26 protein-coding genes are annotated in these 26266 nt (G+C 40.2%); 15 read left to right on the top strand and 11 right to left on the bottom strand.

The window, feature by feature from the left end; translation table 11 throughout:
• Positions 1-12: 12 nt before the first annotated feature.
• On the top strand, positions 13-807 hold the full coding sequence (locus HNR53_RS04640; protein ID WP_184523320.1) for a DUF2935 domain-containing protein: 795 nt from the start codon (positions 13-15) through the stop codon (positions 805-807).
• Between the two features lie 75 nt (positions 808-882).
• On the opposite strand, the gene cobA is transcribed toward HNR53_RS04640, so the two are convergent.
• From cobA to nirB, 3 genes are all read right to left on the bottom strand, one after another.
• Entirely contained in the window at positions 883-2334 is a 1452-nt protein-coding gene (gene cobA / locus HNR53_RS04635) for a uroporphyrinogen-III C-methyltransferase (protein WP_184523318.1), read from the bottom strand.
• 104 nt (positions 2335-2438) lie between these two features.
• On the bottom strand, positions 2439-2750 hold the full coding sequence (nirD, locus tag HNR53_RS04630) for a nitrite reductase small subunit NirD (protein ID WP_184523316.1): 312 nt from the start codon (positions 2748-2750) through the stop codon (positions 2439-2441).
• A gap of 72 nt (positions 2751-2822) precedes the next feature.
• Complete coding sequence (gene nirB, locus HNR53_RS04625; RefSeq protein ID WP_184523314.1) at positions 2823-5249, bottom strand: nitrite reductase large subunit NirB; 2427 nt, start codon at positions 5247-5249, stop codon at positions 2823-2825.
• Between the two features lie 312 nt (positions 5250-5561).
• On the opposite strand from nirB, the gene HNR53_RS04620 reads away from it, so the two are divergent.
• Positions 5562-5798 (top strand): DUF1450 domain-containing protein, encoded by a 237-nt coding sequence (locus tag HNR53_RS04620; protein ID WP_184523312.1) that lies wholly within the window; start codon positions 5562-5564, stop codon positions 5796-5798.
• Positions 5799-5881: 83 nt separating this feature from the next.
• Here HNR53_RS04620 and HNR53_RS04615 read toward each other — a convergent pair whose 3' ends face one another.
• Positions 5882-7771 carry a PTS fructose transporter subunit IIABC gene (locus HNR53_RS04615; RefSeq protein WP_184523310.1) on the bottom strand — a complete coding sequence of 630 codons (1890 nt, stop codon included), beginning with the start codon at positions 7769-7771 and terminating at the stop codon, positions 5882-5884.
• Positions 7772-7787: 16 nt separating this feature from the next.
• Entirely contained in the window at positions 7788-8705 is a 918-nt protein-coding gene (gene pfkB / locus HNR53_RS04610) for a 1-phosphofructokinase (RefSeq protein ID WP_184523308.1), read from the bottom strand.
• 330 nt (positions 8706-9035) lie between these two features.
• Here pfkB and HNR53_RS04605 point away from each other — a divergent pair, with 330 nt between their 5' ends.
• The 3 genes from HNR53_RS04605 (at position 9036) to HNR53_RS04595 (ending at position 11647) form a co-directional block, all read left to right on the top strand.
• Positions 9036-9896, top strand: a complete 861-nt coding sequence (locus HNR53_RS04605; RefSeq protein WP_184523306.1) for an SDR family oxidoreductase — start codon at positions 9036-9038, stop codon at positions 9894-9896.
• Positions 9897-10248: 352 nt separating this feature from the next.
• Positions 10249-10881: an FMN-dependent NADH-azoreductase gene (locus HNR53_RS04600; protein ID WP_184523304.1), complete on the top strand. Its 633-nt coding sequence runs from the start codon at positions 10249-10251 to the stop codon at positions 10879-10881.
• A gap of 166 nt (positions 10882-11047) precedes the next feature.
• The gene (locus HNR53_RS04595) at positions 11048-11647 is read left to right on the top strand and encodes a nitroreductase family protein (protein WP_184523711.1); all 600 of its coding nucleotides are present in this window, start codon (positions 11048-11050) and stop codon (positions 11645-11647) included.
• Positions 11648-11805: 158 nt separating this feature from the next.
• Here HNR53_RS04595 and HNR53_RS04590 read toward each other — a convergent pair whose 3' ends face one another.
• Positions 11806-12114: a hypothetical protein gene (locus HNR53_RS04590; protein WP_184523302.1), complete on the bottom strand. Its 309-nt coding sequence runs from the start codon at positions 12112-12114 to the stop codon at positions 11806-11808.
• A 437-nt stretch (positions 12115-12551) separates the two neighbouring features.
• Between HNR53_RS04590 and HNR53_RS04585 the strand changes: the two genes are divergently transcribed.
• The 4 genes from HNR53_RS04585 to HNR53_RS04570 all read left to right on the top strand — a co-directional run bounded on the left by HNR53_RS04585 (position 12552) and on the right by HNR53_RS04570 (position 15550).
• On the top strand, positions 12552-13637 hold the full coding sequence (locus HNR53_RS04585; protein ID WP_184523300.1) for a type III polyketide synthase: 1086 nt from the start codon (positions 12552-12554) through the stop codon (positions 13635-13637).
• Between the two features lie 2 nt (positions 13638-13639).
• Positions 13640-14179, top strand: coding sequence for an isoprenylcysteine carboxyl methyltransferase family protein (locus HNR53_RS04580; protein WP_184523298.1), 540 nt, complete (start codon positions 13640-13642; stop codon positions 14177-14179).
• Positions 14180-14390: 211 nt separating this feature from the next.
• Positions 14391-14711 carry a BC1872 family protein gene (locus HNR53_RS04575; protein ID WP_184523295.1) on the top strand — a complete coding sequence of 107 codons (321 nt, stop codon included), beginning with the start codon at positions 14391-14393 and terminating at the stop codon, positions 14709-14711.
• Positions 14712-14923: 212 nt separating this feature from the next.
• Positions 14924-15550 (top strand): DeoR family transcriptional regulator, encoded by a 627-nt coding sequence (locus tag HNR53_RS04570; protein ID WP_184523293.1) that lies wholly within the window; start codon positions 14924-14926, stop codon positions 15548-15550.
• 116 nt (positions 15551-15666) lie between these two features.
• On the opposite strand, the gene HNR53_RS04565 is transcribed toward HNR53_RS04570, so the two are convergent.
• The 4 genes from HNR53_RS04565 to HNR53_RS04550 form a co-directional block, all read right to left on the bottom strand.
• Positions 15667-16281, bottom strand: a complete 615-nt coding sequence (locus tag HNR53_RS04565) for a superoxide dismutase (protein WP_184523291.1) — start codon at positions 16279-16281, stop codon at positions 15667-15669.
• A 203-nt stretch (positions 16282-16484) separates the two neighbouring features.
• Positions 16485-17096 (bottom strand): superoxide dismutase, encoded by a 612-nt coding sequence (locus HNR53_RS04560; protein WP_184523289.1) that lies wholly within the window; start codon positions 17094-17096, stop codon positions 16485-16487.
• A gap of 205 nt (positions 17097-17301) precedes the next feature.
• Positions 17302-18081, bottom strand: coding sequence for an enoyl-CoA hydratase/isomerase family protein (locus HNR53_RS04555; protein WP_184523287.1), 780 nt, complete (start codon positions 18079-18081; stop codon positions 17302-17304).
• A gap of 291 nt (positions 18082-18372) precedes the next feature.
• A complete protein-coding gene (locus HNR53_RS04550; RefSeq protein ID WP_184523285.1) occupies positions 18373-19731 on the bottom strand; it encodes an MFS transporter in 1359 nt (452 codons plus the stop codon).
• Positions 19732-20180: 449 nt separating this feature from the next.
• On the opposite strand from HNR53_RS04550, the gene HNR53_RS04545 reads away from it, so the two are divergent.
• The 5 genes from HNR53_RS04545 to HNR53_RS04525 all read left to right on the top strand — a co-directional run bounded on the left by HNR53_RS04545 (position 20181) and on the right by HNR53_RS04525 (position 23989).
• Positions 20181-21251 carry an LLM class flavin-dependent oxidoreductase gene (locus tag HNR53_RS04545; RefSeq protein ID WP_184523283.1) on the top strand — a complete coding sequence of 357 codons (1071 nt, stop codon included), beginning with the start codon at positions 20181-20183 and terminating at the stop codon, positions 21249-21251.
• 71 nt (positions 21252-21322) lie between these two features.
• Complete coding sequence (locus HNR53_RS04540) at positions 21323-21613, top strand: hypothetical protein (protein WP_184523281.1); 291 nt, start codon at positions 21323-21325, stop codon at positions 21611-21613.
• A 220-nt stretch (positions 21614-21833) separates the two neighbouring features.
• Positions 21834-22604, top strand: coding sequence for an IclR family transcriptional regulator (locus HNR53_RS04535; protein ID WP_184523279.1), 771 nt, complete (start codon positions 21834-21836; stop codon positions 22602-22604).
• Positions 22605-22731: 127 nt separating this feature from the next.
• Positions 22732-23295: an FAD-dependent oxidoreductase gene (locus tag HNR53_RS04530; protein ID WP_184523277.1), complete on the top strand. Its 564-nt coding sequence runs from the start codon at positions 22732-22734 to the stop codon at positions 23293-23295.
• Positions 23296-23428: 133 nt separating this feature from the next.
• Entirely contained in the window at positions 23429-23989 is a 561-nt protein-coding gene (locus tag HNR53_RS04525; protein ID WP_184523275.1) for a YkoP family protein, read from the top strand.
• A gap of 29 nt (positions 23990-24018) precedes the next feature.
• Here HNR53_RS04525 and HNR53_RS04520 read toward each other — a convergent pair whose 3' ends face one another.
• Positions 24019-24870 (bottom strand): metallophosphoesterase, encoded by an 852-nt coding sequence (locus tag HNR53_RS04520; protein WP_184523273.1) that lies wholly within the window; start codon positions 24868-24870, stop codon positions 24019-24021.
• Between the two features lie 211 nt (positions 24871-25081).
• Here HNR53_RS04520 and HNR53_RS04515 point away from each other — a divergent pair, with 211 nt between their 5' ends.
• On the top strand, positions 25082-26086 hold the full coding sequence (locus tag HNR53_RS04515) for a ketoacyl-ACP synthase III (RefSeq protein WP_184523271.1): 1005 nt from the start codon (positions 25082-25084) through the stop codon (positions 26084-26086).
• Positions 26087-26266 lie beyond the last annotated feature (180 nt).

Below are 26266 nucleotides of genomic sequence, written 5' to 3'. Positions count from 1 at the left end.
TGGAGGGGAGTCATGAGGGACGAGTTCGAGAATATATCTCAGTTTGAACATCGCTTTTGGCTGCAAATTTTAGGGGATCATGCCCGCTTCATCCATGAGGCTTTAGCGCCAGTTGAACGGCAGAACATCGAAACTGCCGCTCAATTCATTCACATATTTGATCAGCTTCTTAGCGCAACCGATTCGGAACAGCCCGCCCAATTGGCAGTTCGGGCCGAAGAGGAGACATTAAAACTACGTGAATTTAAACTAAGCCTCTTACGAAAACATTTGTTAGGAAAAATTAAAATCCATCTCTCACCGACATTCTTCAATCATATGGTGAACGAATTAGAAGAATATTTACGCTTATTAAAGCATTTAAAAGCTGGGAAAATCCCGCCTATTTATCATGAGGTTCATTACCATACTGTTTGGCTGTTGGACGCAGCAGGGCACGCAGATGCGATAACATCCAATTTGGATCAGGTTGAAAAGCCTATAAAGAAGAAAAGCAAGAAATATTTGAAGCGTTTTGAAGCTTTTTACCTGAAAGCGGTGGAAATGGAAGGCTATTTGCGAACGAAATTAACTGAGTTCCCAGCATTAGCAAAGATGAATACAGATGTTACGATGGAAATAAAATTATTCCAGCATTTTCTCAAAGAACTGGAGGAACTTGAACTTAGTGCTCAGGCCCTTGGAACCTTTGCTCCTTTAATGGCTGATCATATGTTTCGTGAAGAATGCTATTATTTATCGAAGCTGGCACAAGCAGCTAATCTGAAGAGGCCTGACTGTGATCCGGCTAAACCACGTGTTGAATAGGGCATATAAGTTTATATTTTTAGTAGAATGAGAACAAGGGAATGCCAAAAAGCAAGGGGGAATTTCCCCTTGCCTTTAAGATCGCGAACACGACAGTATTGCTTCAATTAATGCGGATCCCGTTGGGGTTTGGGCGGCAGCATCCGATTTCACCCCGTAGAATTTCAAGGAGTCCGTCGTTTTTGCTCCCATACTCACGACATTTATGTCTTTTAAATTTTGATATGAGTACAGTTCAGACATTTGTGCTTCTTCGAAAAATATTCTTACAGAAGCGGCACTAGGAAAAATGATGGTGTCCGGGTTTGCCTCGCTAATCATGCGCTGCAAAATCGGTAAATGATCGGTATCAATCATGTTTTTATTTGTGATAAAAGTATGGCATAGTTCATATTGATGCTCGCCAATTCTGCTGTCACCGATCACAAGCAGCTCGTCCCGCGGTTCGCGGTAGGCTGTCATTTCCGCCTGCAATCCTCTTTCATGCAAAGCAGTGATTGTTTTTTTCGATAAGCCAAAGAGGTTGGCAGAGATTGTACGAATGTCTATTTCTGTCTCTCTTAATATCTGAAAAAAGACTGACACACTTTCTGCTGACGTAAACAGAATCTCTTCATAGCCCGAAAGATTCTCCAGTACCTTCATATCCACGGCCACTTTCTCTGACTTCCATTTTGGAAACTCAATCACATCAGCGCCTTGTTCCGTCAATAGTTTTGCAAGGTTCCCCGGCTGGGTTCCGGTTCGTGCCAGCAGAATCTGCCGCCCGAATAGCGGTTTTTTCTCAAACCAATTGATCTTCCTGCGCAAGGAAACAATGTTCCCCACGAGTGTAATGGCCGGGTTACTGAAATTCTTTTCCGCAGCCAATCCAGCTATGGTGGATAGGGTCCCTTCCAATGTATTCTGTCTGCTGAATGTTCCCCATTGAATTAAAATGACAGGAGTTTCAGGAGCTTTTCCAGACTGGATTAAATTTTCGCAGATATAAGGTAAATTGGCAATTCCCATGTAAAACGCAATCGTATCGATCCCATTAGCTAGAGCCTGCCAATTGAGAACCGGCTTGCCGTCCGATGATTTATTGTGTGCCGTCACGATGGCAAAGGTTTCACCAAATTCTCTGTGTGTTACAGGAATTCCTGCATATAAAGGTGCCGCGATTCCTGATGTAATACCGGGTATGATTTCAAATTCAATTTCTGCAAGTGCGAGTGCTTCCGCCTCTTCACCAACCCGGCCAAATACCCCGGGATCCCCGCCCTTAAGCCGGACCACTCTTTTTCCAGCCGCAGCTTTTTCTACTAACAGATCGTTGATTTTATCTTGTCTTAATGTATGGCGGTCAGGCAGTTTTCCGCAATATATCTGCTCACAATCTGCTGGTGCATAGTCCAGCAGTTTTGGATTCGCTAAACGGTCAAATAAAATCACTTCCGCCTGCTTAATGGCGTCGAGTCCTTTTATGGTTATCAGTCCAATGTCACCGGGACCAGCCCCGACTAAAAATACTTTGCCTTTTTGCATAAGAACATCCTTCCGTGGCCAAAGTTTCTGTAATATGTAATAAGGGGTTCTGCGGTCTATTCACTTTATACACAGTGAAATCTGCATGAGGAACCTTCGTTATATCATAACATGAAATATACATGATCTTCAGAAACTTCTATCGGAAATACTTTTACCTGACCTTGATCGGGGGCTTGGACTTTACCATCCACAAGGGAAATTTTCCAGTCATATACCGGACAGAATACATATTCACCGCTGACAAGTCCCTCAGCAAGGGTACCGCCCTTTGGATGGGGACTGTGGTTTTCAATAGCCCGCACCTCGCCGTTTGTTAAGCGGAAAAGCACAATTTCCTCATTTCCGGCTTTAAAAACCTGACCGGCCCGAACCGGGAGAGAATGATACTCTGCAATCATTATTTTATTTACCATAACTGCCACATCCTTTATTCAAATTAGTAAAGGGGAAGCGAAGACGTTCCCCCCACTGTTTCAAAAGCATTTTTATTTCAATATAGGTTCTGCTTCCCGCACCGTATAATATTTTCTGCGAATATCTTGATTATTAATCGCTTCCTGCCAAGGTTCACTATAGCGTGTAAGGGTTTTATCCATCCGTTCATTTAAGGTCCTTCTTGTTTCTTCATCGGCTAAAACCTCTTGAATATGCTCAAGGTCCATACGCTCAAGCCATTTAGAAGTCCGTTCAAGATAGAAAGCAGTTTCGCGGTAATATTGCAGATAAGCACCTGTCCATTCCAGCGCTTCTTCATCTGTTGTTACCTTACAAAGTAAATCTCCCAACCTTAAATCGGTACCGCCATTACCGCCGACATAGACTTCATATCCATCGTCCACTCCGGTGAAGCCGATATCCTTAATGCCAGCTTCTGCACAGTTCCGCGGGCAGCCGGAAACACCCATTTTCACTTTATGCGGTGTATCAAGGCGCTCAAATTTCTGTTCCAGCTTAATGCCAAGACCCATGGAATCCTGTGTGCCGTAGCGGCAGTATTGTGCGCCGACGCAGGTCTTGACCGTTCTTAATGTTTTGCCGTAGGCATATCCAGAAGGCATATCAAGCTCTTCCCAAACAGCCGGAAGGTATTCTTTTTGGATGCCGAATAGTCCAATCCGCTGACCTCCCGTTAGTTTGACGAGGGGGACCTGGTATTTTTCAGCAACTTCGGCAATTTTCTTCAAGTCCTTGGCATTCGTCACACCGCCATACATTCTTGGCAGAACCGTATAGGTGCCGTCTTTTTGTATGTTGGCGTGCATTTTTTCATTCACCAACCGGGAGTCGCGGTCATCCTTGTACTGATCCATATGAATCATACCTAAGTAATAATTGAGGGCAGGACGGCATTTGCTGCAGCCTTCTTCATTTTTCCAGCCCAGGACGTTCATGACTTCCATCACAGTCGTTAAGCTTTTTGCTTTTATTTCTGCTGCGACTTCATCACGGCTCAATTGGGTACAGCCGCATATGGTCTCTTTTTCCGCAGACTGGTCATATTCGTCACCGAGCGTATAGGCCAAAAGATCCGAAATCATGGATTTACAGCGGCCGCAGGAGCGTCCGGCATTTGTGCAATTTCCAACCTCATCGATAGTGGTCAGGTTGTTTTCTTTAATGGCCGCGACTATGGTTCCTTTTGAAACCCCGTTACAGCCGCAAACAAGGTCATCATCGGACATGGTTGCGACATCGCTTCCAGCGTTGTGATCACAGCCTGATGAAAGAATGGAAATACTTGTCAATCTGCTGACATCTTCCTCTTTTTTCATCATTCCGAATAATCTGCCGCTTTCCTTTGTATCACCATAAAGGACGATACCGGAAATTTGGTTATTACGGATTAATACCTTTTTATACACGCCGTTGAATTCGTTATGAACTTTGATAGCCATCGTTGTATCGTCATCGTTAATGTCACCTGCAGAGTACATGTCAACACCGGATACCTTTAGCTGCGTTCCGGTCACAGACCCTTGATAAGGTTCAGGCATTTTTCCTGCTAAAAATGCCGCAAGGACCTTTCCTTGTTCATATAATGGAGCCACTAATCCATAGACCATATCCCGGTGCTCAGCACATTCTCCGACAGCATAGACATTTTCGATATTCGTTTCTAAAAAGTCATTGACGATGATGCCGCGCTTAACAGCAATACCGCTGACTTTCGCAAGTCCGACATTCGGTTTGATGCCAACGGCCATGACGATAAGATCAGCAGCAGTTTCTGACCCATCCTTAAAACGAAGGCCGGTTACTCTGTCGTCACCCAGAATCTCCACTGATTCTTTTTCCATGAGAAAATTCATTCCTTGTGCACTCAGCTCTTTTTGCAGCATCTTGGAAGCAGTTGGATCCAATTGTCTTTCCATTAAATAGGGTAGTAAATGAACGACATCAACCTCCATGCCAAGATTCAACAATCCCCGGGCGGCTTCAAGCCCTAACAGTCCGCCACCGATGACAACGGCTTTTTTATAACTCTTTGCAGCCTTGATCATTTCTTCACAATCATGGATGTCACGAAACCCGGTGACACCTTTTTTGTCAGAACCCGGGAGCGGTAAGATAAAGGAGCGGGAACCTGTGGCAATGATACATTCATCATAATCAATTACCCGTCCGTTGTCAGAAATGACTTGTTTTTTTTCCGTATCAATTTTTTCAATCGATTCATTCGTGTATAGCTTAATGCCATTTGATTGGTACCAGTCCCAATCATTCATAATAATATCCTCAATTGTCGTATCGCCTTGAAGGACCGTTGATAATTGAATCCGGTTATAGTTTGGATAAGGCTCGCTTCCGAAAACGGTTATATGATACATATCAGGTGCTAGTTTTAACAATTCTTCTAATGTGCGAATCCCAGCCATTCCATTCCCGATCATCAGCAATTTTTTTCTTTCCATAATAATTCCTCCTGCCTCATATGTAGTATGATTTAAAACGTTTTCATTTCTTATGATTATGATTTTAGAATGAAACTCTGCGATTCTGTGTGAAGATCTTCACAGCTGATAATGAATTCACTTTTATGTCAAAATTTGTTCATATAGATGACGAAAACTGTTGGTGTAAAAAGACAACCCGTTAACATCATATAGAGCATGTTATTCAGGCAATTTGCTCAACAAAAATGGTGAAAAAGTGTTATAATTATCTGACTTTTATCAATGGAAGCTTATAAATAGCCCAGAAAAACAGCAAGGAGATTTATAGATATGGAGAAAGCAATTGTTGAATTTTGTATGCTTAATATAGGGAACGGTTCTAGAAAGGCGAAAGAACTTTTAGAAAGGGATCCAAATATCGAAATCAAAACATTTGGATGCTTACATAAATGCAGTACCTGCTTTAGAGGCTGTTATGCATTTGTAAATGATGAGATTGTAACAGGAGATACACCGGAACAATTAGTTGAAAACATCTACCTAAGTTTGACAGGGATAGTTCTATAATAATATACACAAGGGAAATTATAAAAAAACTCCCTTAAAGGAGCAGGTTTTATCTGCTGAACACTTTAAAGGAGTATGGTTGTTCATGTTTCTTGCTGGACCGGTTTTTTGCTGAATCCTATTAATAGCGCGGACACAATCGCTCCAACAGCAATTGCCAGCAGGTATAATAGGGGGTTCCCGTCAACAAGCGGAATGACAAAGATGCCGCCATGTGGAATACGAAGTCCGATGCCGAACAGCATCGATAATGCAGCGGCAATCGCTGAACCCGTCATGATGGCAGGGATCATGCGGGTCGGATCGGCCGCTGCAAAAGATGCGGCGCCTTCTGTCATGAAAGATAATCCCTTCATATAATTTGTTTTCCCAGCTTTCTGGTCTGCTGTTGAGAATTTCTTTTTAAAAAGGGTAGTGGCTAAAGCGGTGGCTAATGGCGGTACCATGCCCGCAGCCATAATAGCAGCCATTGGTTCAAAGACACCGTTTATTAATAAGCCAATGCCAAAGACATAGGCTGTTTTATTAATAGGACCGCCCATATCAAAGGACATCATAAGACCCAAAATCATTCCGAGTAAGACGGCAGTTCCTGTATGAAGACCTGAAAACCATTCGGTCATCGTTGAATTAATGAATTCAATCGGTTGATTAAGCACGAAGATCATCATCAAACCGGTTAAAGCCATTCCTAATACCGGATAAAGTAAAATTGTTTTCATTCCTTCAATCGAAGAAGGCAGCCCCGCTAAAGCTTTTTTCCATCCAACGACAACATAACCAGCAAGAAATCCCGCAGCAAGTCCGCCTAAGAAACCTGCTCCTGCGCTAGCGGCCAGAATCCCACCGGCCATCCCCGGGGCAAGTCCAGGACGATCGGCAATACTCATGGCGATAAATCCTGCTAATACCGGGATTATCAGCCCGAAAGCCGAACCGCCGCCTATGGTCATCAATATCCCTGCTATTGGATGATAGGATGGATCAGCGGGGTCTGCAGCATGATAGCCAAACATGAGACTGACCGCGATAAGAATTCCTCCACCGATTGCAAACGGGAGCATGTTCGAGACACCATTCAATAAGTGTTTATAAATGGCTGCGCTCATTCCTCTTCTTGTTCCTTTTTTTCTTCCTTTCGTTTCCTTTATCACTTTGCGGTTTTCTTGATAAATGGGTGCATCCTGCTGCAATGCTCTTTCTAGTAATTCTTGCGGTTTCCGAATTCCGTCCGCTACCGATGTTTCAAGGACATGCTTTCCGTTAAAACGGTCCATTTCAATCGTTATATCGGCTGCAATAATGACGGCAGCAGCATTTTCGATATCTTCCGCAGTTAATACGTTTTGCGCTCCACTTGCTCCTCTTGTTTCAACCTTAATATCAATTCCCATTTCCGCTGCTTTTGCCTTGAGGGAATCGGCAGCCATATATGTATGGGCAATGCCGGTCGGACAGGCCGTAACCGCGGCAATCAATTTCTCTTTGCCCGTCAAAGACTGATCTACTTCGTTATCTTCTGTATCATGAGTGTTAATAATGGCTAATACCTCATCTTCTGACGCTGCTTCTAGGAGCCGCTGCCGGACGTCTTTATTCAACAATAATGTTGATAACCGTGACAGTACTTCTAAATGAGTGTTGTTGGCTCCTTCCGGGGCGGCAATCATAAAGAACAGAAAGACCGGCTGCCCATCAAGGGATTCAAAGCTGACTCCGCGTTTGGATCTGGCAAAGGCAATAGCCGACTGCTTCGCTGCTTTTGTTTTAGCATGGGGAATGGCGATGCCCTCGCCAATTCCTGTGGTACATTGTTCTTCTCTTGCTAATATAGCCTGTTTAAATTCCGCTTTGTCTGTTAATCTGCCTGCACAGTCCAGCATATGGACAAGCTGTTCAATGGCCTCAGATTTTTGCGTGCCATTTAACGAAAGGGCGATGGTGTCCTTCGTTAGTAATTCTATTATTTTCATGTTTAATTCTTCTCTCCTATATAGCTTTCTTATCCAATGTTACCTGCTCCAGAATGCTTTCTATTTTTTCTTTTGTGCATAAACCAATTGAAAAGGCGGTGGCACTTCCTGCGGCGACACTATAGCGAAAGGCCTCTTCACAGCTCTTTCCTTTTTCCAAAGCAGCTAAAAATCCGGCTGCCATTGAATCTCCGGCACCAACGGAGCTTTTCACAATCCCTTTGGGAACAGATGCGATGATCACCATCTCTTTATTAATGAAGACAGCGCCTTTATCGGCAAGGGAGACAATCACATTTTCTGCTCCTCTGTTAACCAGTTCTTTTCCATACAGAATGACTTCATCACAAGTCGAAATTTGGGTATGGAATAACTGTCCAAGTTCATGGTGATTTGGCTTAATGAGAAATGGTTTATAGGGAAGAAGATTGCCTAATATTTCTCCTTCAGCATCGACAACCATTCTTGTTCCGTTTTTTCTGCCAATTTTCACCAAAGATTCGTATGTGTTTTGCGGCATGGAAGAGGGGATACTGCCAGCTAATACAAGGGTATCTTCGCCCGTAAGCCTCTTTACCCTTTGCCGTAATGATTCAAAGTTTTCTTTCGAAATACTTGGACCTTTAGCATTGATTTCAGTTTCCTGTCCTGATTTTAACTTGATGTTGATTCTTGTGTCTTCATTTACTTTTACAAAATCCGTTTTTATGTTTAAATCTGTTAAAAAGCTTTCAATATAATCTCCTGTAAATCCTCCGGCAAACCCAAGAGCCATGCTGTCCACGTCTAATCTTTTTAAAACCTGTGAAACATTAATGCCTTTTCCGCCGGGAAATTTCGCTTCCGTTTGAGTGCGGTTTAAAGAACCTAAAATGACTTCTTCTAGTTCGACGATGTAATCAAGTGAGGGGTTTAACGTTAATGTATAAATCATCTGGTCACGACCTTTATTTTTTATCGAAACATAAATCCGACGAGGCGAAATTGATTATTTCTGATTTTGGCACATGTAGTTTACGTCTAAACTCAGTAAGATTCAATGAAAAACAGTCAAATGTAAGGGAAAACTCTGATTGCTCTGACAAATGGATGGGATGGTAAACAATGACACTTCCTATTGACAGCAATAGTACAATCCATTATATTAATCACCGGAATGATGTATACTAGTATAAAAAAGGTTATATTATTTATATTTTTTGCCTGTTTATAATGGCAAAAATAAAGAAATGAATGATTGATCAAAGTAAGGGGAGAAATTAAGATGACAAAATTACCGTTTCAAATTGATTTAACGGGGAAAGTTGCCGTTGTTACAGGGGGTACAGGTGTCCTTGCCGAGCAGTTCGTCGATGCACTAGCCGGCTGTGGCGCTAGTGTTGCTATATTGGCGAGAAGAATTGAAATGGCAGAAGAAAAGGCAGCTGCAGTAATAAAAAATGGCGGTATGGCGATTGGTGTTCAAGGGGATGTAGTGAATAAGGAAAGCTTAAAAGCTGCACATGAAATCATCCGTGAAAAGCTCGGTCCTGTTGATATTTTAATCAATGCAGCAGGGGGCAATCATCCGAAAGGCCAGACAACAAAAGAATATTTATTTCCTGAAGATGTTCAAGAAAACCTTGATGACACGATTACATTTTTTGATTTAGATCCGGAAGGCGTTCAATTTGTCTTTAATTTAAACTTCTTAGGGACTTTGCTGCCTTCACAGGAATTCGCTTCTGATATGATGAATCGTCCGGGTGCCACCATTATTAATATTTCATCGATGAGTGCCTATTCATCTTTAACCAAAGTGCTGGCGTACAGCGGTGCAAAAGCTGCGGTGAACAATTTCACGCAATGGCTTGCTGTTCATATGTCAAAGGTAGGTATTCGCGTAAATGCGATTGCGCCCGGTTTCTTCCTGACAGGACAAAATGAAAAATTATTAAAAAATGAAGACGGCTCCTACAGTGAACGCTCTGAAAAAATTATCAAGCATACACCAATGGGCCGCTTCGGCGAACCGGCGGATTTAGTAGGAACATTATTATATTTAGTCAGCCCTGAAGCATCCGGCTTCGTAAATGGGGTTGTTATTCCAGTTGATGGAGCATTCAGTGCTTATTCTGGTGTGTAATAACTAGACCCCATTTATTAAATGGATACGAAAATCAAACAAACAGAAGCCTCTTCTTTTCAAATGAAGAGGCTTTTTCATGCAATGGTAAAAGTCGCTAAATAAATAATAAGCATTTGCTGAAATTTAATGGTTTCAATCTATTGACTTTAGTGAAGAATCGTATTATATTTATCTTGCATTCGAGATAAGTTAAATAAAAATAACAGAAATAAAAATACGTTGTTTCAAATTAATTTGTCACAATTATAAAAAAATAACATCAAAAGTAAATCACAACAGGCGGTGTATGAAAATGGGTTTTCTATCCAAATTATTTGGAAAATCATCTATAAAGGAGAACGAACAGAAAATGAATGTATTAGTAGTGAAAGCAAATAATCGTCCAGCAACTGAAGCTGTATCAAGTAAAATGTATGAAACATTTATCGAAAATCTACAAGGTGTAAATGTAACAACTTATGATGTTTTTGCAGAAGATACACCATATTTTGGTCAAGAGCTATTTGATGCTTTTGCTAAATTACAATCAGGTGAAGAATTAACCGATGTAGAGCAACGTCTTTTAGCGGCAAAACAAAAAGCGAAAGATGCTTTAGCAGCGGCAGATGTAGTCGTATTTGCTTTCCCATTATGGAACTTAACGATTCCGGCTAAATTACACACATTTATCGACTATGTATACGAAGCAGGGTTCGCTTTCAAATATGATGAAAATGGGCAGATGGTTCAATTAATGACTGATAAAAAAGCAATCATCTTAAATGCACGCGGCGGCAATTATTCCTCACCGGAAGCAGCACCGATGGAAATGGCTGCAAATTATATGAAAAATGTTATTGGCGGAGTATTCGGAATGAATATTATCGATGAAGTGATTATCGAAGGTCATGCTGCCGCGCCGGATCAAGCTGAATCCATTATTGCACAAGGCTTAGAAAGAGTAGCAGAAGCAGCAAAAAACTTATCAGCAGTAGCCGTTTAATAATAGATAATAAAAAGCTCTGTTAACGTTAGTTGCTGATATTCAAATGCATTCATGATTCATAACCGATTTGTAAAAACTAAAGCAGATCATTCTAGGGCTTGAAAGAATGATCTCTTTAGAATTTGATACGGAAATTGGAGGAATGATCCTGATGACTGCGACTTTGACAAAAGATTTATATACAGCATTTAAAGAGAGACGTACTTACTATGGAATCAATAAAGAAATAACGATATCTGAAGCAAGAATAAAAGAGATAATCGAATTTGCTGTTACATATACTCCATCTGCTTTCAATTCACAAACGGCGCGTCTAGTTGTTTTAACAGGAGCAGCCCATGACAAATTATGGGACATAACAACGGAAACGTTAAGAAAAGTAGTGGGGAATGGTGATTTTACCGGAACACAGCAAAAAATGGATTCCTTTAAAGCGGGATATGGAACGGTTTTATTTTTCGAAGATGAAGCCATTGTGAAATCTCTTCAGGAACAATTCCCATTATATGCGGACAATTTCCCTGTTTGGTCACAACAAGGATCCGGCATGCACCAAATCTTAGTATGGACAGCATTTGAGGCGGAAGGATTAGGCGCATCCCTGCAGCACTATAATCCACTGATTGATGATGAAGTGAAACAAGAATGGAATATCCCAGGAAACTGGAAACTAATTGCCCAAATGCCATTCGGCAACCCCACTTCAACTCCTGGTGAAAAAGAATACAAACCGGTCGAGGACCGTGTTAAATTTTTCAAATAATCCTTGAAGTTACAGTGACACTTTAGGAGTTGGCCAACGATTATTCCTGCCCAAATAGGGTTAATGGTTATTTTATGATGAAACGAATCACAATAAGCTATTTTATACAAGTTTGGATGCTCTTCTTGTATAAAATGGCTTATTTATGTAGGATGATGTCATTCCATTTCATCATTGTGTCTTTTAAGAAAATCCATAAATTCATAGTCTTTTATCGTGGAAAAGGATGTCAGAAAGTATTGCATATGGGATAGTGTCGGGAAAGATTTAGCAGTTAATTCATTGGTGACATGGTATTCAAAAGTATGGTTTAATTTCATCTGGAAGATATGAAGGGTGAAGGTGTCATCTTTGCTGCTCATGACCAGCATTCCTGTTTGCGGTTCTAGTGTGTGAATCAATACACCTTCAAAATCAAAATGCTCAAGCAGTTCGTCTTCTATAATAACCCGTCTTCTTCGACTCATCACCATTCCACCATTCCATTTTTTTATTTTGCCAACGTAATATTCTGAACTATAAATCATATTTTAGCGCGAAAATCAGAATTATCCAAAAATAATGAAGCGTAACAGGGATGGAGCAATATTTATTGAAGGAAAGTTATTGACAGATAGATAAGTATAATTTTACCAATTATGACGAAGGCTAATGGCAAATGTTAACTTCATTCAGCAATGTTTTTTGCGACGAGTAATCGCAGGAGCAGAAGTCTTACACTTCTAAAGTTAAGGGATGAATGCAGAAAAGAGTTCCAATTCAGTGGGGGTTCAAACCCCGGCTGAATGAAGTTAAGCCTCCGGCGGATGCCTCGATTTTTCAAAGGAAATTTTTCGAGCGAAGCTCGAAAAAAATCGGGGCGCAAATTCGCCGATGCGAATTTGATTTTTGGGGAGATGTAGTGATGCCTGTCATTTTATCGGTTGGTGAAGCGGTTCCGCTAAATATATTAGAGCAGGGGGAAGTGATGAATTTTTCGCGGGAGCTTTTCTCTGAATCATTTCAAGATATTGAGCGCCTGTTAAAAGCTTTTCCGAATGGTTATGTAGAAAAGCGGCATTTCGTGAAAGACCTGCCATGGTACAAACAATCCCATACCTTTGAGGAGAAAAATGATGCCTTCATTGAGGCGGCGGTTGAATTTGGGGAATCAGCGATTAAGAACTGTCTTCACAATTTAATTTTATTAAACAGGCAAGTGTCCTATGAGGAAATAGAAGCGATTTTTTTCATCACAACGACAGGAATGGCGACACCTAGTATTGAAGCACGGATTATGAATGTGCTGCCTTTTTCAGAACGAACGAAAAGAATTCCAATCTGGGGTTTAGGCTGTGCCGGCGGTGCTTCCGGCTTATCCCGTGCCTATGAGTACTGTCTGGCTTATCCAAAAGCAAAAGTCCTCGTTTTGAGTATCGAACTGTGCAGTTTAACTTTCCAGTACAATGACCGTTCGAAAAGCAACCTTATTGGGACCTCACTGTTTGCAGACGGGGTGGCATGTGTACTTCTTGCCGGGGACGAGGCAGAGGCTGCTCAGATGAGCGCTCTGCCATCGATCCCTAGAATTCTTGCCACTCAATCCACAACGATGCGAAATTCTCTCGATGTCATGGGCTGGGAAATCAAAAATGACGGGTTATTTGTTATTTTCTCCAAAGACATTCCCTGTATTGTGGAAAAATGGCTCAAGCCCAATGTCTCAGACTTTTTGCAGAAGCAGATGGTAGATATGAAGGAAATCAAGCACTTTATTGCCCATCCCGGCGGCAAAAAGGTTTTGGAGGCCTATGTGAAATCACTAGAACTTCACCCTTCCATGGTTCATTTGCCTCTTAAAGTTCTCAAATTATACGGTAATATGTCATCAGCAACAGTATTTTTTGTCTTAAGACGTTTTTTGCCAAAAGGAACTCAAGGCGATTATGGGATTTGTACAGCACTTGGACCGGGCTTTAGCTCAGAACTTTTATTATTGAGGTGGGAATAAAGATGTCCATATTTTATACTTTCATCCTTCTGCTCGCCGTTCAGCGGATTTGCGAACTTGTAATTGCCAAGCGGAACGAACAATGGATGAAAAAAAGAGGTGCAAGGGAATATGGTCAAAGGCATTACCATTTTATCGTTTTGATTCATGTGTTGTTTTTTGTTGTTTATTTTCTTGAGGTTACGGCAGGGGACAAGGAACTGACTCCAGTTTGGCCGTTCCTGCTAAGCCTTTTTGCCCTGACTCAGCTGGTCCGTATCTGGGCTATCACTTCTCTGGGAAAGTATTGGAACACGAGAATCATTGTCCTGCCCGGTGCGACACTGGTCAAAAAAGGACCCTACCGTTTCATGCGACATCCTAACTACCTGGTTGTATCACTTGAATTTCTCATTATCCCCTTGCTCTTTGAAGCCTATATGACAGCTATTATTTTTACATTAATGAACTTTCTGATCCTTTCCATCCGCATTCCGGCAGAGGAAAAAGCATTAAAGGCAGTAACGGATTATGATAGTACTTTTATTCAAAGTAAATCATAGCCTATAAGGCAGGCACTTTCTTTTAAAAGGGAAAGTGCTTATTATTTAGGTTTTGTATCATTCTTTGAAATGGATGTAATAAAATGCTTAAAAAACAGTAGCAATAAAAATGATACTGTTATATAATATGAATAATATTCTAATATAATGTTACATAACAATATAAGCGCCAACATGAGCACGAATACCCAGAGAAGAGAGGTCATTGAAAATGAACAAAACAAATTCAATTGCACGCGAAATTTTAGGGTGGAAAGAAGTCAGCAAGGGTAGTTGGTATGATTCAGATAATCAACTTTTTATTAATGAAGCTTATTTTAAACCTGAGAAATTCATCGAACATGCCATGGTTATTGTGAAGAAACTGGAAAAATCTGGTTATTCATATCAAACAGATGGCTGTTCAGAGGTGTCTTTTAATAACATAAATGGGACAGGAAATACATTGCCAGAGGCGATTGTAAACGGAGCCTATTCACTCGTAGAAAACTATTCTATTAGAGAATGGACGAATCAAACTAGAATCCTATAATTATAAAGCGAACAGTTAACTGCTGTTCGCTTTTTTTTTCGGTTTATGACCACTATCGCCAGAAAACATATAATCTGCACGGCAAACACCTTTCTATTTTTTATACTTTATAATATAATAAGTATCATAATAATAAAAATTTAGAAGTGCTATCCTCCATAGTATTGCTTTCTTTAAATAAATCATTCCCTTCAAAGAATAGAGGTGAGCTAGTGGAACAAAAAATAAATTCAACCAAGGATAAGATCCTGGAATTATTAAAAAAGTCAGGGTTCATGTCAGTCAATGACTTGACAGAACAATTAAATATTACTCATATGGCGATTCGGAAGCATTTGACTCAGCTGGAAAAAGATGCACTGATCCAAACGAGCGAACTGAAACAACCAATGGGGAGACCGCTGCAGCTCTATTCCTTAACCGAAAAGGGGGAGAGGCTTTTTCCAAAAAATTATGAAGGAATTACGCTGGAATTTCTTCATGATTTAGAAAAAATCTATGGCAAAGAGTCCATAGAGAAGCTGTTTAAGAAAAGAGAGGAAAGGTTAACGAAAGAGATCTCTGCCAGATTAACCAATCTTCCTGATGGTGAAAAAGTGCAAGAGTTGGTCCATATTCAAAATGAAAAAGGATATATGGCCGACTTCTCACAGCCTGAAGAGAACGTCTTTGAATTAGTGGAGCATAACTGTCCGATTCTTGCGGTGGCAATGGAATATACTGTCGCCTGTAACTGCGAAACAAAAATGCTTCAAGACGTCTTAAAAACAGCAAAGGTAACCCGCACCTCCTGCAAATCAGAAGGCGACCATGCCTGTAAATTCTCCATCAAGTATTAGTGCATTTATGCCCTGGAATACATCGAACGAACGTTCTCGATGAGTGCCGGGGCGTTTGTGTTGTGCAAAATAAAAACACCTTCTAAAGACTTAGAAGGTGTTTGCTGTTTACGCCATTAAGCTTTAGCAGTGCTGTATAATCTGTTTACTTCATCCCAGTTAATCATATTGAAAAATGAGTTGATGTATTCTGGGCGTTTGTTTTGATATTTTAAGTAGTAGGCATGTTCCCAAACATCCATTGTCAGAATAGGCGTTTTGCCTTCAGAAAGCGGACTGTCCTGGTTTGGTGTGCTTGTAATAGCTAACTTTCCGTCATCGACAACAAGCCATGCCCAGCCGGAACCGAAGCGGCCTGCACCTGCTTTAGCAAATTCATCTTTGAAGTTTTCGTAGCTGCCAAAAGCGGCGTTGATAGCCTCAGCCACTTCACCCGTTGGAGCGCCGCCAGCGTTTGGAGCAAGCACTTGCCAGAATAAGTTGTGATTGGCAGTGCCGCCTCCGTTGTTGCGTACAGCAGTGCGGATGTTTTCAGGCACAGCATCAAGGTTAGAGAGTAATTCTTCTACTGTTTTGCTTGTAAGTTCGTCATGTCCCTCAAGGGCTGCATTTAAATTATTAACGTATGTAGCATGGTGCCGATCATGGTGGATCATCACCGTTTGTTCATCCATATATGGTTCAAGTGCGTTATATGCATAGGGTAATGCCGGTAATTCATATTTAGCCATTTTAAAATTCCTCCCAAAATTCAAAATTTTACTATATTAAAATTATAAATCTCGGATTATACTTTTTCAACTAATAAGTATAAATTGTGGCAACTTTTCTTATGCTATTTAAATTTAGCAGAAAATGGTTGATCCAAAATGTTAAGCAAAAGAAACGCCCTCTTTTGAGGGCGTTTCTTTTGTGTTTACTAAGTATTTATGAATTATTTAGCAGCGCTATATAATCTGTTTACTTCGTCCCAGTTGACAACGTTAAAGAATGCGTTGATGTAATCAGGGCGTTTGTTTTGGTATTTTAAGTAGTAAGCGTGCTCCCAAACGTCTAATGCAAGGATTGGTGCTTTGCCTTCTGAAAGCGGGCTGTCTTGGTTAGGTGTACTTGTGATAGCCAATTGTCCATTATCGACAACAAGCCATGCCCAGCCAGAACCGAAACGAGTGGTAGCTGCTTTAGCGAACTCATCTTTGAAATTTTCATAGCTTCCGAATGCAGCGTTGATGGCTTCAGCCACTTCGCCAGTTGGAGCGCCGCCGGCATTTGCAGCAAGCAGGTTCCAGAATAAAGTGTGGTTCGCATGACCGCCGCCGTTGTTACGCACAGCAGTACGGATGTTTTCAGGAACGGCATCAAGGTTTGCGATTAATTCTTCCACTGATTTGCTTGATAGTTCATCATGACCTTCAAGTGCTGCATTTAAATTATTAACATATGTTGCATGGTGACGGTCATGGTGAATGATCATTGTTTGCTCATCGATATATGGTTCAAGTGCGTTATATGCGTATGGTAATGCTGGTAATTCATATTTAGCCATTTTAAAAATTCCTCCTAGAAATTAGTTATTAATATTTTTACTATGTTTAGATTATAAAACTTAATTTATACTTTTTCAACTAAAAAGTATAAATTTATGTAAATTTTTCTATAAAAAATTGAACACAGTAGATTCTCTGTAAACAAAAATCGAGGCGTCACTAGTGTGATACCTCGATTTTTGTTGAATGAAAGGGTTGAAATCTTTATTTGCCTGTGTAATTCGGTTTTCTATTTTCAAGTCGTGCAGACATACCCTCGCGGCGGTCCTGTGTGGCGAAGGCACCATCATAGGCTGTAGCTTCAATCGTTAGTGCTGTTTCAAGGTCGACATTTGATCCTGTATTAACAGCTAGCTTCATTTGTCTCATGGCGACTGGCGCTTTTTGTGCCAGTTTTTCAGCCCATTCTTTTGCAGTTGCGAGAAGTTTGTCCTGAGATACCACTTTGTTCACGATGTTTAATTGATAAGCTCTTTCTGCACTAATGGGCTCACCAAAATACAACAATTCTTTCGCCGCACCAAGACCGACTAATTTTTGAATACGTTGTGTTCCGCCGCCTCCAGGAATAACGCCTAAGTTAATTTCAGGGAATGAAAATTGGGCATTATCTGAAGCAATGCGTAAATCAGCGCATAAAGCAAGCTCCAATCCGCCTCCGCGTGCTTCGCCATTCACCGCAGCAATCACCGGTTTATTAATGTTTTCAATTCTTGAAAAAGAAACCCTTGTGATTTGGGTTAAATTCATCATCCCGACTGTATCTAAATCAACCATTTCTTCGATTTCCGCCCCAGCGACAAATGCTTCTCTGCCAGCTCCGGTAATGACGATGGCACGGACATTTTCATTTGCTTCCAGTTCATTCATTAAGCGGGTTAATTCCAAATACACCTGTGTATTTAATTTATTACCAGGGTCATGATTAATCGTCACAAGTGCTACCTTATTTTCGATTTCTGTTACTAAATATTGATAATCCATGATCTTTTCCTCCATTGAATGCTTGATATCCCTTAGTTAAGGGGAATTGATTGAGTTTTCAGATAATCATAAGAAATGTCGTAGAAATAATTACGAGACTCTTGAAGCTATTCACAGCATGTGAAACATAATTACTGATTGTTATTCTGTTTTCCATGTTATCAACATTGTCTAAAATTTGCAAATATATTTTCTATTAGAGTTTTCTTGAATTAACCCGAACAAATTGCCCTGTATCAAGCAAATAATGGGAAGAAGAACCATGGATAATAGCTGGCTAAATCAGTCTGACTAAGGAAGTAAAGCCTCGTTTTCTTCGCTCGCTTCGCGCTGATAACTCTGGTTTACAAAACTATTAGAATATTTTTCTTGAACAAAGAATAACGAAATGGCCCCTAAAATACCCGGGATAGCAAATACAAGGAAGTTTTGATAGAAGGGGAGATTCATAGTCAGGACAAGCCCGCCGATAATCGGACCCGAAATGGCTCCCAGCCGGCCGAAGCCTAATGCCCAGCCAAGCCCGCTCGAGCGCATTTCAGTAGGATAATATTGTGAGATGTATGCGTTGCAAATAATTTGTGTTCCGATTGTTGAAGCGCCGGCAATGGCTACTAAAAGATACAAAAGAAAGATATTTTTTACCAAGCCAAGCAGAGTTAAAGAAACACCAGCTGCAACGAAGAAGATAATGAGCACGGATTTTGGATTCCATTTATCTGCCCATTTCCCGCCAAAAACAGCTCCAAAGATCGCTCCGAGATTAAGGGTCAATAAAAAGACCAAACCCGATACCGCAATTCCTGCACCATTCATTAGCTTTGGCAGCCAGGTATTCAACCCGTAAATCATCAGCAGGCACATAAAAAACGAAAGCCAAAAGAGAAAGGTACTAAGCGCGCGTCCGTTTTTAAATAGTTTAACAACGGGTGCACCAGCTCCTTCTTTCACATGTTCAGTAAAAATAACATTCTTCTGATATGAAAATGCCGGGTTTACCTTCGATAAGATAGAACCAATTTTTTGCTGCTGATTTTTTATCAATAAAAAGCTGGGAGATTCAGGCAGTGTTTTATACATAAACGGCAGTGCCAAAAGAGGCAGTGCTCCAATAAAGAATAAAGATCTCCAGCCAAGTGACTGAATCAGCAAAATGGCAAGACCGGCAGCCAGCACCCCGCCGACAGAATATCCGCTGAACATAATCGATACCAGTGTACTTTTCAGTTTCTTTGGTGAATACTCCGTCATAAGGGCGATGGCATTCGGCATAACTCCGCCAAGCCCAAGTCCGGAAATAAAGCGGTAGATCCCGAATTCAAATGGATTATCGGTTACACCAATCAGACCGGTAAACAGGCTAAAGAGGGCCAAACAAAATAAAATCACATTTTTACGTCCCCATTTATCTGCCATTGGTCCGAAGACTAATGCCCCAATCATCATCCCAATTAATGCGACGCTGCCCAAAGTTCCAGCTTGTGCCGGCGATAGTGACCATTCATTCATGAGCAGCGGAAGGACGGAACCATAAATCACCAGGTCGTAGCCATCAAAAACGATGACAAAAGCACACCAAAACAGCACCAGACCATGGAAACGGTTAAATTTAGATTCATCAATCATCTTTGTAACATTAACAGGACTCATAGATTACCTCCATATTCTTTTTTATATTTAGAAATACGTGATGTATTTCCAGATACCTAATCGCATTACCCATTGTAAGCCCATAGGGAAAACGCCTTCATTGTTTGGGGAAATTTCCTGAGATCATCATCATCTGTAAGGAAAAAATAAATAAATTGAATTTTCAGAAAAATAAACACGAACTAACGCCAAGATATCATCAAAACTAAAATATCCACCAAAATAGCAGCCGAATATTCACAATTAGTAAACTATATTTATTGTTGGTGTTTTCTAACCTAATATAATCAAAAGTTTACCCTATGTAAATAGAAAAAATGAAAAATAAAAATATTCAGAAAATTACTTTACAACTCAAGATCATTTCTGTTATGCTACGTTACAAGGTAAAACGATTGGTGAATATAATTTACTTATCGTGAACAAATGAAGATGAGGTGGAGAATAATATGAAAATTGGTTACTTTACTCTTACAGACAATCCGGTTGAATATGGGGATACTAGAAAAAATCCCAATCAAATGGTAGTAGATTTAGCGGAACAATGTATTTATGCAGAGGATTTAGGCTTTAACTCCGTTTGGGTACCAGAGCATCACTTCAGTGCTCTTGGCATTTTACCCCACCCTGCGAGCCTATTAACTTATGTTGCCGCTAAAACAACTCGGATTAAATTAGCTCCTGCCACTGTTTTACTTCCAGCCAGCCACCCAATCCGAGTTGCAGAAGAATATGCCTTACTAGATGTATTAAGTAATGGAAGAGCCATTTTCTCAGCAGGTCGTGGGTATGACCAGCGCGAATATGAAATTTTTGATATTGACTATAATAAGAGCCGTGAAATATTCTTTGAAGGTTTAGATATTGTGCAAAAAGCATGGAAATATGGGAAGCTGTCATACGAAGGCGAGTTCTACTCATTCCCTGAAGTTGAATTAACACCAAAGCCGGTCCAAGAAAATTTACCGATATATGTTGCCGCTTTCAGTCGACCAACGATTGAAAAAGCCGCTGAAATGGGGGAACATGTCATCTTTGCACCGTTTGCAGCCAATATGGTTTTTGGCACAATGGAAAATGCGATCCGTACATTTAACGATATCTCTAAACAACACGGATTTACCGGTAAAAAAGCAAGCTGTTCCTACTTTGTCAGCGTCGTTGATACAGAAGACGAAGCTGAAAAAGCAAAACAAAGAATGTTAAAATACTTCACAGGATTAGTTCCGGCATTCCCAGGGGATCCAAGTAAGGCTCCAAAAAATATCCAATATTTTGTTCAAATCATTGAGCAGCTAAAATCGATTACAACTGCTGATTTAGGTGAAAAGAGCATTATTGTGGGCAACGCAGAATATGTAACACAAAAACTAAAAGAAGTGGAAGCTTCTGGTGTCGATGAATGTATTCTTTACTTGGATTTCGGCGGTCTGTCGCATGCTGAAACAATGAAACAAATGGAACGCCTTGCTAAGGATGTTATTCCGCATTTCAACCAGGAAGAAGCCGTCATCGGTTAAGTCTATGAGAAGAACGCATCCAATGGCGTTCTTCTCTCTTTTTCAAAATCAAGTGGAAATGGGGGATAGCGATGGTAAAACGACTGGCTGAGGAGATACTGCATATGCCCGATTTACAATTTACCAAATATTGCGAGGAGCAATTTGCAATCAATAAGGGCGTCTACAATACAATCGATCTCTGGTTTTATCAACAGGGAATATCAAGTATCATTAATAGGAGAGGGACGATCCTTTTATTTTGCCAAAGTATGGCTGAAGCTGGTAATAAAAAGGTAAAGTTTGGTCATGGAGGCCTGACAGCAAAACTGCTTCTATTTTGGCAGCAATATAGGCAATCATTTGAGCATAAAGCCATTTAAAAGCTGTTCATGATCAACATGCTTATTAGAAGAGAAGCATAGCTTTTATTCTATAGTCATCCCGAAAATGATTTTCTCTCATTCATGCGTGTCTGGAACATTTACCTTCTCTACAAACTACCCTTTAGTATATACTGTGTGTTAAGAGGAAGAGCTTGATTCGTATATTGACAACTTTACTCTAACTCCACAGAAAAAAGAAAGAGAGAGGGGGAGACGAATGATAATGGAGGAAGAAACAAAAAGTCAAGGAATTCAATCAATTGAAGTAGGGATGAGTATTTTAAAAAAAATCGCTGAAGCAGGAAAGCCTCTTTCTATTTCGGAAATTGCTATTATCTGCGAAACATCAAAAAGCAAGCTCCATCGCTACTTAACCAGTTTTGTCAGAACCGGTATGCTGGATAAAAATCAGGATGCGAAATATACACTCGGTACGGAATTATTAAGATTGGGTCTAAAGGCGTCTCATAAATTGAATATTCCGGAAATTGCCGCTCCGTATCTAAGAGAAATAAAAGAAATCCTGAATGAAACCGCTGCGTTGGCGATTTGGGGACAAAATGGACCATTCTTTGTCAGCTGGGAAGAAAGCAATGGTCCTGTGAATATTGGGATTAAAGTCGGCTCACAAATCAGCTTAACGAAAAGTGCAGCAGGTCAGGTGTTTGCTGCCTATATGTCTCATGAGGCAACGGAAAAAATTGCCGAACAGGAAATAGGGGGCTCTGAAGTTGAACGGGAGGAACTGCAGCATACCATTGAATTTATCAGAGCAAACCGCTACTCCTACGTAAACAGTACTGTTCTTCCTGGAATCAATGCAATTGCTTCACCAATTTTTGATCGTTCCAATAAGCTGGCAGGTTCGCTGACCATCATCGGTTTGGAAAGTTCATTGGATACTTCAGCAGGTTCCGAAGCCGTTCTACTATTAAAACAAAAAGCAAAACTGATCTCTTCCATTTTAGGATGGGCAGACGCAACATAAAGAAAAAAGATTCCTGTTCCGTAAGTGAGACCAGGAATTTATTATTGCATATGATTTTGAAAATGAATTTCAAACTGATACAATTAGTTATGTTGAAATATTAAATATAAACTAGGAGTGGATATAAATGTATGAAATCGCCGTTATTGGTGCAGGTCCTGCAGGGGGCAGTGCCGCATTATTTACAGCAAAGGCCGGTAAGAAAACGGTTATTTTAGATAGCAATAAAAGTGTGACAAAAAAAGCTTGGATGGAAAACCATTATGGCGTAGCTGAAATTTCTGGTCCTGATATGGTGGCAACTGGAATTGCCTCAGCAAAGAAATTTGGTGCTGAGCTTAACGAAACAAACGTTACGGCTATTGCTAAAACGAATGAAGGCTTTAAAATTGAAACAGAAAATGGCCCTGTGGAAGCGAAATATGTTATTATTGCAACTGGTATGATGACAGACTTAGCAGATGCTTCAGGTCTGAAAACAAAACCAGGCACCGAGCCAAGAGTGAAAACGATTTTTGACGTTGATGCTGCGGGTAAAACAAATATTGATGGAATTTGGGCAGCAGGTACTTGTGCGGGTGTAAGTATGCATACGATTATTACAGCTGGTGACGGTGCAAAGGTGGCCATCAATGTCATCAGTGAAATCAACGGTGAACGCTATGTTGACCATGACATATTAAAAGCATAATCAATTAGCCCGATGATCTATTTTTTTGCTGTCAGGAAACCCTGGCAGCATTTTTTGTTCTCATGTGACAAATAAAATCCTCCAGCATAATGCAAAATAAAGGTGTCAGGATAAGAAAAGGAGAGCTGGAAGCATGAGAGATTATTTGATCTCTATTTGGGATTTCTTTGACCCTTTATATTACCGCTGTTCCCGCCTTACATTCCCGCAAAGTAAAGAAGGAAGAAATATTTTTCGGGTTCGATTAACAAAATATAAAGGAAAGAATATTGTTCTTTCTGACGGGACACGGATCAACAAAAACGATACCTTAGTAAAGGTTCACCTTCATAACGTCAGATTGCTGAAAGAATTAAAGAACATCAATAGTGAAATTAGAAAAGCAAAACTGATTTATCAATACGTGCAAAAATCACTGCCCGGGCTTAACTCCTATATTAAAAATCATAAACATTCGCAAATGATTAAAGGAATTGTCGGGATCACCTCTTTAAATAAGGGCTGCGAACGGCTTGGATTTGAGGTGTTTGAGATTTCGCATCCGATTTATAGATGGTTTAAACAGTTCGCCTTTTTACCCATTGAAATGCTATCTTGTAAAAATTCTACTTTTTTACAAGTGCTCAAAATATATACGCCGCGTTACATATTAATGTCAGCCGAGAAGTTATCGAATTTATACAATAATCAGTAGAAAAATGAAAAAGCCATAATGTAGCTTTTTTAGATGGCTTTTATGGCTTTTCTTTTATTTTTTGCAAGAGTTAATTCATGAATGGTTATTTCCGGCCGGCTTCCGACACGGATATTTACCCCCGTTTGCCCAAGACCTTCACTAATATAGAAAGGTTTTCCTTCTTGCATATGCAAGCCTTTGATAACATTCATACGGGCTAATTTTCCCATTTTGATTAAATGAAACGCTTTTGGATAGCAAATTTGACCGCCGTGAAAATGACCAGCAAGTAAATAATCAAAATGATATTTTTTCATCTGCAGGATAATATTCGGATCATGAGTTAAAACCAGATTCGTCCCCGTTTTAATTCCTTGATAAGAAGCTTCAAGATTGCTCCGTTTTGTTTTAAAATCATCAATCCCAATAATATTCACCCAAGTACCCTCGACAATGATGCTTTCACTTTCATTTTGCAGGACACGGCAGTTATGTTCTTCAAGAAGTCTTATTAAACTAGCGAGATTATTCTTGCGCAGCACGTAATCATGGTTTCCTAATACTGCATATATCCCGTATCGGGCATTTAGGTCATTGAGCACTTTTAGATAGGGAGCAAGTCTCGGGATGGTCCATTTACGATCGAGAAAATCTCCAGTCAAGGCAATGATATCAATAGGCTCGTCTTTAAGTTTTTCGAATAATTCTTTTGGCGAAATTGAAATATTTTCAAGATGCAGATCGGAAAGCTGTAATATGGTTAACTTAGGGTGATGTTGATTTGTTAATTTATCATTAATTTTTACTTTATTGATGACAATATCTTTCGTATTCCGATAAGCTTTTTTCATGATGTAATACAGTAAAACCATTAAAATAGCAACAAATAAGATATTCAATCTACATGCCCCCTCCTAGCTGATTATACAGGAAAGGCGATGTTACTTTTACAGGAAATAGATGACATTCATCCGTATTCCTTCCATAATATTTTACTCATATAATATCTTTAGTGGGATACTGGTATTATGACAACATATAGGATACAATTAGCACTAGGTAATAGTAATAGATAATACAACTAGAGATAATTAAGAAGGGGGCTCGTATATGTTCCAATCGAAGGCGCGGATAACGGCAATCGGTTCATATGTTCCAGAACGAAGACTGACCAATGATGAACTGGAAAAACGTGTTGATACGAGTGATGAATGGATCGTGCAGCGTACAGGAATTAAAGAACGGAGGATAGCTGCTAAAGCTGAGTTTACGAGCGATGTAGCCTATAAAGCTGTCATCAACTTAACAGAAAGCTATCATAAATCGGTCGAAGACGTTGATATGATTATTGTTTGTACCTTTTCACCGGATTTTCAAACACCTAGTACTGCTTCCTTGGTTCAGGCTAAGCTTGGGATTAAAAATACAGGTGCACTAGATTTGAACGCGGCATGTGCCGGTTTCGCTTACGGACTGCATGTTGCCAACAGCCTAATCACCTCTGGATTACATAAAAAGATTCTCGTGATTGGAGCAGAAACCCTTTCTAAAATTTTAGATTATGAAGACAGAACGACCTGCATTCTTTTCGGCGATGGCGCCGGCGCAGTACTTGTGGAATACGATGAGGAAACACCAAGTTTTATTTCTTATCATATGGGTTCACTTGGTGAAAAAGCGAAGAACCTATATTGCTCTAATACTGCCAATGCCATGTTTGAGGAGAGTATTACGCATAATGGAAAAATTGTCCAAAATGGACGAGAAGTATATAAGTGGGCGGTTACCACCGTGCCAAAGGGCATGAAAAAGGTGATGGAACAGGCATCCATGCCATTAAATGCAGTCGATTGGTTTGTCCCGCACAGTGCCAACTTGAAGATGATTGAATCGATTTGCGAAAAAAGCGGTTTTCCAATCGAGAAAACGTTATATAGCCTTGTGGAGTATGGGAATACATCTGCAGCTTCAATTCCGTTATCGTTTGCTATCGGCGTAAAAGAAAAGAAACTGAAAACGGGAGATACGCTTTTACTATATGGATTCGGCGGCGGCCTGACACATGCCGGTATGCTGATAAAATGGTCAGTGCCAGAGCTTGCTATTGAAAACTAAAAATCTCCAAAGCGAACAGTATTTGCTGCTGTTCGCTAAATTTATTGCATGAAATTCGAAAAATTGAATATTATTTTAATAAAAATGTTCATTATATTACCCTATTATTGGAATTTAATGATAAAATTATATTTATAAAAGACTGAAAAAACAGAAAATATTTAAACTCTTGTTTTGTCT

It is taken from the genome of Bacillus benzoevorans (assembly GCF_014207535.1).
GTDB classification, from domain to species: Bacteria; Bacillota; Bacilli; order Bacillales; family Cytobacillaceae; genus Bacillus_BD; species Bacillus_BD benzoevorans.
Note: the sequence above shows the minus strand (reverse complement) of the source record. Positions and strands in the feature narration are given on the sequence as shown.

What these genes read in the sequence shown, in the direction of transcription:
- HNR53_RS04640 (WP_184523320.1), top strand. Translation starts at nt 13, where the DNA reads ATGAGGGACGAGTTCGAGAATATATCTCAGTTTGAACATCGCTTTTGG.
- cobA (WP_184523318.1), bottom strand. Translation starts at nt 2,334, where the DNA reads ATGCAAAAAGGCAAAGTATTTTTAGTCGGGGCTGGTCCCGGTGACATT.
- nirD (WP_184523316.1), bottom strand. Translation starts at nt 2,750, where the DNA reads ATGGTAAATAAAATAATGATTGCAGAGTATCATTCTCTCCCGGTTCGG.
- nirB (WP_184523314.1), bottom strand. Translation starts at nt 5,249, where the DNA reads ATGGAAAGAAAAAAATTGCTGATGATCGGGAATGGAATGGCTGGGATT.
- HNR53_RS04620 (WP_184523312.1), top strand. Translation starts at nt 5,562, where the DNA reads ATGGAGAAAGCAATTGTTGAATTTTGTATGCTTAATATAGGGAACGGT.
- HNR53_RS04615 (WP_184523310.1), bottom strand. Translation starts at nt 7,771, where the DNA reads ATGAAAATAATAGAATTACTAACGAAGGACACCATCGCCCTTTCGTTA.
- pfkB (WP_184523308.1), bottom strand. Translation starts at nt 8,705, where the DNA reads ATGATTTATACATTAACGTTAAACCCCTCACTTGATTACATCGTCGAA.
- HNR53_RS04605 (WP_184523306.1), top strand. Translation starts at nt 9,036, where the DNA reads ATGACAAAATTACCGTTTCAAATTGATTTAACGGGGAAAGTTGCCGTT.
- HNR53_RS04600 (WP_184523304.1), top strand. Translation starts at nt 10,249, where the DNA reads ATGAATGTATTAGTAGTGAAAGCAAATAATCGTCCAGCAACTGAAGCT.
- HNR53_RS04590 (WP_184523302.1), bottom strand. Translation starts at nt 12,114, where the DNA reads ATGAGTCGAAGAAGACGGGTTATTATAGAAGACGAACTGCTTGAGCAT.
- HNR53_RS04585 (WP_184523300.1), top strand. Translation starts at nt 12,552, where the DNA reads ATGCCTGTCATTTTATCGGTTGGTGAAGCGGTTCCGCTAAATATATTA.
- HNR53_RS04580 (WP_184523298.1), top strand. Translation starts at nt 13,640, where the DNA reads ATGTCCATATTTTATACTTTCATCCTTCTGCTCGCCGTTCAGCGGATT.
- HNR53_RS04575 (WP_184523295.1), top strand. Translation starts at nt 14,391, where the DNA reads ATGAACAAAACAAATTCAATTGCACGCGAAATTTTAGGGTGGAAAGAA.
- HNR53_RS04565 (WP_184523291.1), bottom strand. Translation starts at nt 16,281, where the DNA reads ATGGCTAAATATGAATTACCGGCATTACCCTATGCATATAACGCACTT.
- HNR53_RS04560 (WP_184523289.1), bottom strand. Translation starts at nt 17,096, where the DNA reads ATGGCTAAATATGAATTACCAGCATTACCATACGCATATAACGCACTT.
- HNR53_RS04555 (WP_184523287.1), bottom strand. Translation starts at nt 18,081, where the DNA reads ATGGATTATCAATATTTAGTAACAGAAATCGAAAATAAGGTAGCACTT.
- HNR53_RS04550 (WP_184523285.1), bottom strand. Translation starts at nt 19,731, where the DNA reads ATGAGTCCTGTTAATGTTACAAAGATGATTGATGAATCTAAATTTAAC.
- HNR53_RS04545 (WP_184523283.1), top strand. Translation starts at nt 20,181, where the DNA reads ATGAAAATTGGTTACTTTACTCTTACAGACAATCCGGTTGAATATGGG.
- HNR53_RS04540 (WP_184523281.1), top strand. Translation starts at nt 21,323, where the DNA reads ATGGTAAAACGACTGGCTGAGGAGATACTGCATATGCCCGATTTACAA.
- HNR53_RS04535 (WP_184523279.1), top strand. Translation starts at nt 21,834, where the DNA reads ATGATAATGGAGGAAGAAACAAAAAGTCAAGGAATTCAATCAATTGAA.
- HNR53_RS04530 (WP_184523277.1), top strand. Translation starts at nt 22,732, where the DNA reads ATGTATGAAATCGCCGTTATTGGTGCAGGTCCTGCAGGGGGCAGTGCC.
- HNR53_RS04525 (WP_184523275.1), top strand. Translation starts at nt 23,429, where the DNA reads ATGAGAGATTATTTGATCTCTATTTGGGATTTCTTTGACCCTTTATAT.
- HNR53_RS04515 (WP_184523271.1), top strand. Translation starts at nt 25,082, where the DNA reads ATGTTCCAATCGAAGGCGCGGATAACGGCAATCGGTTCATATGTTCCA.